Raw genomic sequence first — 8,599 nt, 5'->3', positions numbered from 1 at the left:
ATGTACTAACTAGTACAATTAGGCAAAACAATTAGGCAAAACAATGAGGAACAAACGATGTATTCAGCTATAGCACTATCACTACTTGGATTTTCCACAACGGTGATTGGAAGTTTGCATTACTTTCTAAAAGTAAAAAAGAACAAGCCGCCCAAAAATCCTATCATCCTTATGCTAGCACTTGCCGCAGGTGTCCTTTTGGGGCTAGGTGCAATTATCAGTGGGATTATAAATATGCATTGGAGCTTTGTTTTCGTTGTCTTAATGTCCAGCTTTTCCATATTTCTTGGTGGTAAATTCATTTGGGTATTCAGTCAAAAAGATACTCCTCTAGGTGATATTGAGGTTGCAATTGGAGATAAGTTCCCACAATTCGAATCAACCACATATGACAACGAGATTTATTCGACTGATGACCTAAAAAATCAACGTGTTCTACTTAAGTTTTACCGAGGTGCTTGGTGTCCATACTGTAGTGCTGAATTAAAAATGTTTAACGATATGAAACCGACTCTGGATCGATATGGAGTTAAGGTCGTTGCGTTGTCGGGAGATACGGCAGAACAAGCAAAAATGCACATCGAACGAGATAGTTTAGATCTTCTTCTTTTGTCAGACCCAGAACTCAAAGTAGTTAAACAATACGGCGTTGAACACCACAAGGCTTTAGGGGCTGACTCGTCTAAAACAAAAACAGTATTAGGGCTGCCATTTCCTACTTCATTTGAATACAAATCAATGTCTATCCCAACATCGATCTTAATTGATGAACATGGTGTCATCCAATGGATAGATCAATCTGAAGACTATCGACTAAGAGCAAGCGAAGAACGATTAACTCAAGCCTTACGCAACGTTTTCACCATTAATAAATAATAAACCGAGAGAATTATTATGTTTAACTACCACAATATTGAAACAGCACCAGAAGCATCAAAGCAAATGATGGAGCAATCTAAAAAATCACTTGGTTTAATTCCAAATTTACATAAAGTGCTAGCAGATGCTCCTGCAACTTATCAAGCTTATTTGAAGACTTATGAGTTATTCACGCAAAGTACACTATTCAGTCCACTCGAAGCTCAAGTGGTTCTGATGACATCAAACTTTGAAAACAACTGTCACTATTGCGTTCCTGGTCATACGTGGATCATGAAATCAGCTAATATGCCAGAAAGCATTATTGAAGCACTACGGGAAGGAAATGAGTTACCTGATGTCAAACTACAAGCGTTGCATGTCTTTACTAAAGAGCTACTAGATAATCGTGGTCATATAGGTGATGAAAAGTTGCAGAACTTTCTAACGGTAGGATACACAGAGCGGCATGCGCTTGAAGTGTTGACAGGCCTAGCTTGCAAACTTATTTCAAATTTCACCAATGCATTATCTCATACACCAGTTGATGCCCCATTAAAGGCTTTTGACTGGACTCACCCTTCAGAGAGGTAAGATCAATCTGAAGAGAGTATCTACTGATACTCTCTTTTAATGGCCGTGTATTTTCATAAGTATATGTGTTGTGGATTAGTAAATTTGGCCACATAGTCAGAACTCTAGGCATAAAGAAAAGTAAGTCAAATTACAAACCTTTAATATAGCCTCATTCCTGCTCTAGCTTGTTATGGGGCACTTCTGAGTTATGAGGTGCGGTAATTGTCGTAGGATGATCTGGTTTCTTTATAGTTATGCCATCGACACAAGGTGAACAATAGTGATGAACCCCAATCAGTTTTCTTGCGTTCTACCCACATACAGCAATATGAGACACAAGCCTTGATTATCACTAGATAGTTACAGCCGCACCAATGAGATGCATCATGTGAAGTGAATATCACACCTATTCGAATCAATATGCCAACGTAAGATGTTTGGGTGGGGAAAGTTTAGTGTGTGAGTTTCATATGGAAATTTTTCAAAAAAATTTAACTTTCTAACCTGTTGATAATCATTGTAATCGTGATTTTTCATAATAAGTAACTAATATTATTGGCTTTTTCATATTTGATCATGCTAAAGAACTCTTGTAGTTTGTTCACAAGACAGCAGAGCAGCCAAAGCTGCCATAAGATTGAGACGTGAATCAACAAGAGAAAAAAGTAAAAAACTATATAGAGCAATACATTGCAAGTCGCGTAAACCGCGTTGCCCCATCGACTCTTCGATCAGAGAAGAGTAAAGCCTTAAAGCTATCAAAGCGCATTGGTCATAGAAAGATTGCGAGTGTTACACACAGCGACATCCTTGCCGTTATTGATGGTTTGCATAAGCATTATAAAAACAAAAGCATCAATGAGTTCCTGATCATCCTAAGAGCGGTTTTTCGTTTTGCGGAGCTGGACGGTGCGCTCGAACGAAACCCTATGACGGGTATTCAAAATCTGAAAGTTACAACATCCGAACCTGCACCGTTTACAAAAGCAGAGCTGAAAAAGCTCCATGATACTGATGTATCGTGTCAAAGTGGGAAAAATGCGTGCTTATTTAATGCTCTCACAGGTTTGAGGATCAGTGAATTACTTGCGCTCAGCTGGGATGATATCATTTGGCAACGTAAGGAAATGTACGTTCGTAGAGCCAAAGTTCTTCAAGAATACAAAGTGCCCAAGACTGAGGGGTCAATGCGAACCGTTGAGCTTAACCAACTTGCTATTGACCTCTTGAAACAGCAGTTGCAACTTACTGGCAAGAAGAAGCTAAGGAAAATATCGGTTAGGCAAGAAGATAACAAAACGCTCAAAAAAGAGTCTGTGCAGTTCGTTTTTTATAACAGTAAGACCAGTAAGCCATTTTTACATGCAGCACAGTTTGCCAAAGATTTCTTCGATGCTTTTCTGCTGCAAGCAGAGGTTAATCACCGTGGAGTTGGTCAATTACGGCATACCTTTGCTTCACAAAATTTAACTGCGGGTATATCGAAAGAGTGGATTGCTGCTCAGATGGGGCATTCAGGTACTCATATGGTTGATAAGCATTATGGGCGTTGGATTGCCTCTGATGCTCCAGATTGTGCTCGTTTGGCAGCCGATAACTTAGCCGAAGCCTTTGGACAAGCACCTGTAACGGCTCCATCTTCTTCTGCGATATCGGTTGAAACAGCGGATCTGGTTGCTAAATTAGAGTCTAATCCTGAGTTGCTAGCGGTTCTTAAGGCTACACTTGGTGGTGCGAAATGATTCTAAGCACTGCCACCAATGGCATTATCGATGCCACCGTTGCCATTTTCGCTGTCAACAATGGCTGTTGTACTGCCATTAATGGCACTAACAGTGCCAAAGTCGTTCACTTCAAAAGTGATACGACAAGGCAACCCGCTGCGCTCCCGTCACACTTTTACTTCGCAAAAGATGCACGTGAGCTGCGGGCAAGAGAAGTGCCTCTTGACTCTCTACCATGCGCACCTCTTAGGAGGATTGCATGAAAGAGATTCGATTGTTTCACCGTCGGTTCAACTTTAGTTCGAAGCCCGCTGAACGTGTAAAGTGCGAACATTCTTTAGCTCATTCATTACGCATATCACCACCCACTGCGGCAAAGAAATCGAAGCAATTAGAGTGGAATCATGAGCTGCTTGAAAAAAACGTGATCTGGACGAATGGTCAACAATCGTCTCTTAAAGAATGGTCTGAAGAGCAACGGCTAGAGTTGTTGTATGAGATTGCGCCGTCGCCTAAAAAGGCAAATCAAGCGAAGCTGCAAACACAACTTCGTCAGTATCGCAAAAAGGTAAAGACAGCAGTTGATAGTGAGCTTAAAAAAGGAAATCAGGCTGCCGCTCAATTTTTACAGGCTGTACTGGATATGGATAAGTACGTTCCTTACTCACGTATCGATGCGTTTGCAAAGCTAACAATGCAACGCAAAAAGCAGCGAATTAAGATGTTAGAAACATATCTGAATGCTCACAATCAGTTATGCCAGAAGCCGCCAGCCAACAATCTGTATGTTCAAGAAGGTCTTTTTAAAATCCCCCACCAATGGGGGGTTGGAACGGATGTAATTAGCTTAGAAGAGTACGTTTCGTTTACTAGTCAGTTCTTAATGGAATATTTTCCCGATTACGAGGTTAAAGCGGTTATCGGGCATGACGACGAACGAAGTGTGGATGTCAAAACGGGAGCACATGCGCACTACTATTTATCTGGTCGAAACAACCAGACAGGTAAATATGACTTGAGAAAGACTCAGATTAAGGTCGTCAATGAGTATATTAAGCGAACGGCACCTGACACCAAATTATTACCTGATGATGGGAAACTGACGAGGAAGTTGAGTCAAAAATTTGGTCGTTACTTTCAAAAAATGTTATTTGACTATGCTAATCAGCACCTATTTGTTGATAAAGGCTTGGTAGCAAAGCTTGCTCCAGAGTCAGAGCGAAGATCTGAAAAAAGAAGAGATATGAATCGAGAGGCTTCATTACCTAAATTGGAGCGCAGCCATAATTATCACACACACCAATTAGATCTAACTCAGGGAAAAATAAAGTTGGCAGAAAAGAAACGTGTTTATTTGTTAGATGAGAATGAAAAAACCGAGCAACAACTATCACAGTTGATAGATGATACTGCACTGGTAGAAGTACAGCTAAACCAATTACAGGTTGAGCGAGATACGATGCAACTTGAGTTGTCAGATCTCAAAGCTGAATCATCAAGGCTGACTATTCTCACTCAATCGCTAACACAAACCGTAGTGCCAAAACTGGTTGATATCTTTAAGAAAGTGGTACTTGCGATCAATGCTAAAGACAGAGGCGTATTAAAAAAACAAAGCGAGTACCTGAGTTCTGTCTTGAACTCAGTGCTAGACCTACCACCAGGTCTATCAGATAAAATCGTAAATGAGGTGGCTTTGCTGAAAGCGCCTGAAGCAGTGGCACCGAACAATGACCATACCGTTACAGATCATCCTAATAAGTAAGTTAGTCACGCAGCTTACTTTACTAACTAACCATCATAATAATTAAAACAAAGGTATAAACCATATGGCTAGACCAAAATCTTATGCGGATGAAGATGTTATACGCATTGCAACTCAATTGTCCGATGAAGGTCGACAACCTTCGGGGTGGCTCATTAAAGAAGCTCTTGGACGTGGAAAAATTGCTTCTATACAGACTGACCTTGAGCGCCTCATCGGAGAAGGCAGGCTTCCCGAAATAAAACAATCGACAGTAGATACTAATCCTGACCAGAGAGCAGTGGCATCGACTTTTGAGTTGCCTGTTGAGCTTCAAGATATGCTGTCACTCAATGAACAAGAGCTTGGGAAAATACTTCGTGATATGACTATCAGAATTAATGACAAAGCACACATTCATTATGAATCCTTGATGGAAGTGCGAATCAGAGAGCTAGATGCTAAATCTGATATATTGGTAAAAGCTCAAGCGATGGCTGAGCAAGATACTCTTGATATTGAAGTGCGACTACAGAAACAAGTTGAGCGTAATGAGCTACTAGAAGATCAAATCGATAACTTAGAGGTCAGATTAACAAGTTCAAAAAGCGAAAGATCAGATTTGATACAAACCATTAGTCAACTAACTGACTCTTTCAATAAGACAACGGAAAAGGCCGCTCAACAGCAGATTTCGTTGGATGAATTAAGACGAACAGTATCGGATATAGATAAGGCTCACACGGCCACTCAGGTAAAACTGGAATATTCCATGAATGAAGCCAATCAACTTCAATCTCAGTTATCAGGCTTATCTGAGCTGCATGAAACGACCAGAGCGCAGTTAACAGAAACTTCAACCCTTTTTAAATCAACTCAGAAGTTACTGAATGAATCAGACAATCAAATAAGTATTCTACGAGAAGAAAACCGCGAACTGGCTACGAGTCATCGCCTATTGGAGAAGGGCCTAGAAGAAGCTGAAAACGAAATTGCCTTGCTGCATGAACAAAAACAACGCCTAGAAAACGATCTCGTAGAACATGGAAAATCAACAATTTGAAATCCTTGAACTTTATTTCAGTAGGTGAAGGAGACCAATGAAATTAAGAATTCTTAAATCGCCTAAGAATCGCTAAGAAACGAGAGGGGAACTGGGAACGCTTTTCAAAGAGTTGGTGCCACCCAAAAGAAAATTCTATGATGGTTAATCCCTCGAATGTATGGTGTGATATATTTTAATATTAATCAGTCACTTAAAATCTAAAAGTCCACTTTAATGGACTTTTAGCCATGCTTTCAATCGAGATGACCTATAAGTGCATTATGGTGTACTTATAGATAGAGCATAAAATCACTTTCGGTAGAACCAATGAACATTTTATATTTTGACCCGCGCTCTCTTCTTTACTCTTCGAACTATTTAAATCAAAACGATGACGTTCGTCGTATTTATGAGTTACAGCCATTTTTAAGCAATACTGATTTGCTAATGAAAAATGTGACACCCGATAGAAAAGGTGCACAGCGTTTGGCTGATGCAGCAAACAGTGTAGGCTTTCTTTTGTACCCGACTGGAGAACGATTCACGCGTGAATTGTTAATTAAGCATACTGTATTTACTGAAAATCAATTAGCAGCGTTTGTTGATTTGACCTATAAAGTTAGGCTTGATGATAGAGATCCCGTGCGTCTAATGTTAGCTCACGCCAATGCTTTAAATGCGACTTGGTTTATCTGCGGAGACGTTGCGACAGACGATAGACTTAAAGCATTTACAGGGAAAGCGCTTTTAAGTGCAATAAATGAAGGTGTAAGCGACAGTTTGATATCTCAAATTAACAAACTGTCTCACATCTAACAGAGAGAAAATGGAATAATAGTCATAACATTACACATCAATATCAACGGTCGTGGTCTTGACTGAGCGCTGTCTTCCAGTTAGTACATCTTGTATGAAAGCTTCAACCGCTGCTTCATTATTTTGTGACACCGCATCCACCAAACTTCCATGGAATCGTACACTTAAACGATCTAATTCTAATCCAATTTTAATAAGGTCTTCTGGTGTTTTACAACGCTGAATAGATAAATCACTCACTAAAAAATGATGTAATACTAAACCGTCACTTTTTTTATCGGTTATAAAGTCAAGCGCATCAATAGCATCAAACTTTGATGCTATACGCTTAATTGACGACATCATTAACTCATTTAGTGTGCCATCAATAACCTGACAGGTCGGGAGCCATATCCCTCCCGCCTCATCTTTAATAAAAAGTAATTCGCATTTCTTACAATGATGTATGACATGCTTTTCTAACAGCCCAACTGAAGAGCTAAACTCTGATAAAGTTAAGAAATGGTTTTCATTAACAATGCTTTCTCGCTGTTTTTGGCGTTCTCGATTGAACCATCCGTTAAAATATTCGTCCATAACAATACTCAGTTGGGTTGGCTATCATAAATCGGAATACAACATGAGGTATAAACACGAGAAGTGCAAGTGATTTATGAGCAAGAGAAATAGAATTATTATAACTTAAATAATTGTTTTAAAAGAGAAAGGTAACATTATAGCTTGACGTATTTAAGTGCGTCGTATAGCCTAATCAAGGCTCTGGGAGAGCCTACTTTTGTCGCTAAAGTGAAACAATACGTGTCCCTTTAAAAATCTGTTTAGTATTTTCATTGTTCTGTAACTTTTGATTTTGTGAGCGACACACATTCAAAATGTTGTGGGACATAATGGAAAATAAACAATGACTACATCATACATACAACCCATTTCTCCTTTTGCATCGACAGTTGTAACCAGTAAAGATTTAAACAAAGCGGTTGATAGCTTTCTACAACGACGTTCGCTAACTAGTTTAAGTACTTCAGTAGTTTTTCGAGAACAATTACATACGATAGTTCATCGAAAATTCGGAAAATTCAGTGAAAATCAGCTTCGCATGTTTTACTCAGTCCTATCGAACACTGAACCACACTTCTGTCCTTTAATTTTGCAAACTGACTTTGTAAGTCAAATCAAAGAGTTAATATCGACACATCGTCATATTTACCAAATTCATGCATTTGACCTTAACCTTTCGATACTTTTCTTTTTCCGAGATGAGAAAATGTATATTCTCGATGTGGTTGATTTATCCACTCTAGGACTAGAAAAACTAGGAAAAGTCTACAATATTAAAGCATTAGATGACCCAAAGTTAAGACGAGATTTGGAGTGTGCGAGATATATTCAGTCTGACAAGATAAGTAAACGGCTTGAGAAGCTAATCAAGTTGATTTGGAAGAGTGGGACTCAAATGGTTTGCTTTGCTTTATCAAAGTCAAGCTGCAAAAACTTAGAGTGCGTATTGGCTAATATTCCAGGGTATGAAGATCATGATTTTGTGGGAGCATGGTTTTCTAAGGTTCACTATAGCGATTAACTAATTGACATTCTTACAATAAACGATATAGTCAATTGCATTATACAATTGTTTTAAGTGACTATAACACCTTGCTTTAAGGTATTGTTATAAAACGGTTTTATTTAATTTCTTGTGTTGGATATGGGGTTCAAATCCCTATCCCTCCACCACCATTGAAAAGCCCGCTGAGAAATCAGCGGGCTTTTTTTCGTCTTGAGTTTGGTAAAAGAACATTTGAATACTTCAAAGCGGCAGCTTATACCAATCCGGAAAAT

Annotated in this window: 9 protein-coding genes; 7 read left to right on the top strand and 2 right to left on the bottom strand. The window is 39.2% G+C overall.

The features are described from left to right. Positions 1–57: 57 nt before the first annotated feature. From AB4329_RS21045 to AB4329_RS21035, 3 genes are all read left to right on the top strand, one after another. Positions 58–876 carry a peroxiredoxin family protein gene (locus tag AB4329_RS21045; protein ID WP_102319797.1) on the top strand — a complete coding sequence of 273 codons (819 nt, stop codon included), beginning with the start codon at positions 58–60 and terminating at the stop codon, positions 874–876. Positions 877–894: 18 nt separating this feature from the next. Then, entirely contained in the window at positions 895–1,452 is a 558-nt protein-coding gene (locus tag AB4329_RS21040; RefSeq protein ID WP_055024802.1) for a carboxymuconolactone decarboxylase family protein, read from the top strand. 626 nt (positions 1,453–2,078) lie between these two features. Beyond that, a complete protein-coding gene (locus AB4329_RS21035) occupies positions 2,079–3,176 on the top strand; it encodes a site-specific integrase (protein WP_102319798.1) in 1,098 nt (365 codons plus the stop codon). Between the two features lie 2 nt (positions 3,177–3,178). Here the strand turns inward: AB4329_RS21035 and AB4329_RS21030 are convergent, their stop codons facing one another. Next, positions 3,179–3,310, bottom strand: a complete 132-nt coding sequence (locus AB4329_RS21030; RefSeq protein WP_372139219.1) for a hypothetical protein — start codon at positions 3,308–3,310, stop codon at positions 3,179–3,181. A 107-nt stretch (positions 3,311–3,417) separates the two neighbouring features. Here AB4329_RS21030 and AB4329_RS21025 point away from each other — a divergent pair, with 107 nt between their 5' ends. The 3 genes from AB4329_RS21025 (at position 3,418) to AB4329_RS21015 (ending at position 6,763) form a co-directional block, all read left to right on the top strand. Further along, entirely contained in the window at positions 3,418–4,923 is a 1,506-nt protein-coding gene (locus AB4329_RS21025) for a hypothetical protein (RefSeq protein WP_102319800.1), read from the top strand. A 64-nt stretch (positions 4,924–4,987) separates the two neighbouring features. Beyond that, entirely contained in the window at positions 4,988–5,965 is a 978-nt protein-coding gene (locus tag AB4329_RS21020) for a hypothetical protein (RefSeq protein WP_102319801.1), read from the top strand. Positions 5,966–6,274: 309 nt separating this feature from the next. Continuing rightward, entirely contained in the window at positions 6,275–6,763 is a 489-nt protein-coding gene (locus AB4329_RS21015; protein ID WP_102319802.1) for a hypothetical protein, read from the top strand. A gap of 30 nt (positions 6,764–6,793) precedes the next feature. Here AB4329_RS21015 and AB4329_RS21010 read toward each other — a convergent pair whose 3' ends face one another. Further along, positions 6,794–7,339, bottom strand: coding sequence for a hypothetical protein (locus AB4329_RS21010; RefSeq protein ID WP_102319803.1), 546 nt, complete (start codon positions 7,337–7,339; stop codon positions 6,794–6,796). Positions 7,340–7,664: 325 nt separating this feature from the next. On the opposite strand from AB4329_RS21010, the gene AB4329_RS21005 reads away from it, so the two are divergent. Next, the gene (locus tag AB4329_RS21005; RefSeq protein WP_102319804.1) at positions 7,665–8,342 is read left to right on the top strand and encodes a hypothetical protein; all 678 of its coding nucleotides are present in this window, start codon (positions 7,665–7,667) and stop codon (positions 8,340–8,342) included. Positions 8,343–8,599 lie beyond the last annotated feature (257 nt).

The sequence above is a fragment of the Vibrio sp. 10N.261.54.A5 genome, assembly GCF_041471145.1.
In the GTDB taxonomy this organism is placed as follows: Bacteria; Pseudomonadota; Gammaproteobacteria; order Enterobacterales; family Vibrionaceae; genus Vibrio; species Vibrio crassostreae_C.
This window is presented reverse-complemented; position numbering and strand designations above follow the sequence as displayed.

Coding starts and splice junctions, on each gene's coding strand:
- AB4329_RS21020 (WP_102319801.1), top strand. CDS start 4,988: ATGGCTAGACCAAAATCTTATGCGGATGAAGATGTTATACGCATTGCA.
- AB4329_RS21045 (WP_102319797.1), top strand. CDS start 58: ATGTATTCAGCTATAGCACTATCACTACTTGGATTTTCCACAACGGTG.
- AB4329_RS21040 (WP_055024802.1), top strand. CDS start 895: ATGTTTAACTACCACAATATTGAAACAGCACCAGAAGCATCAAAGCAA.
- AB4329_RS21010 (WP_102319803.1), bottom strand. CDS start 7,339: ATGGACGAATATTTTAACGGATGGTTCAATCGAGAACGCCAAAAACAG.
- AB4329_RS21005 (WP_102319804.1), top strand. CDS start 7,665: ATGACTACATCATACATACAACCCATTTCTCCTTTTGCATCGACAGTT.
- AB4329_RS21015 (WP_102319802.1), top strand. CDS start 6,275: ATGAACATTTTATATTTTGACCCGCGCTCTCTTCTTTACTCTTCGAAC.
- AB4329_RS21025 (WP_102319800.1), top strand. CDS start 3,418: ATGAAAGAGATTCGATTGTTTCACCGTCGGTTCAACTTTAGTTCGAAG.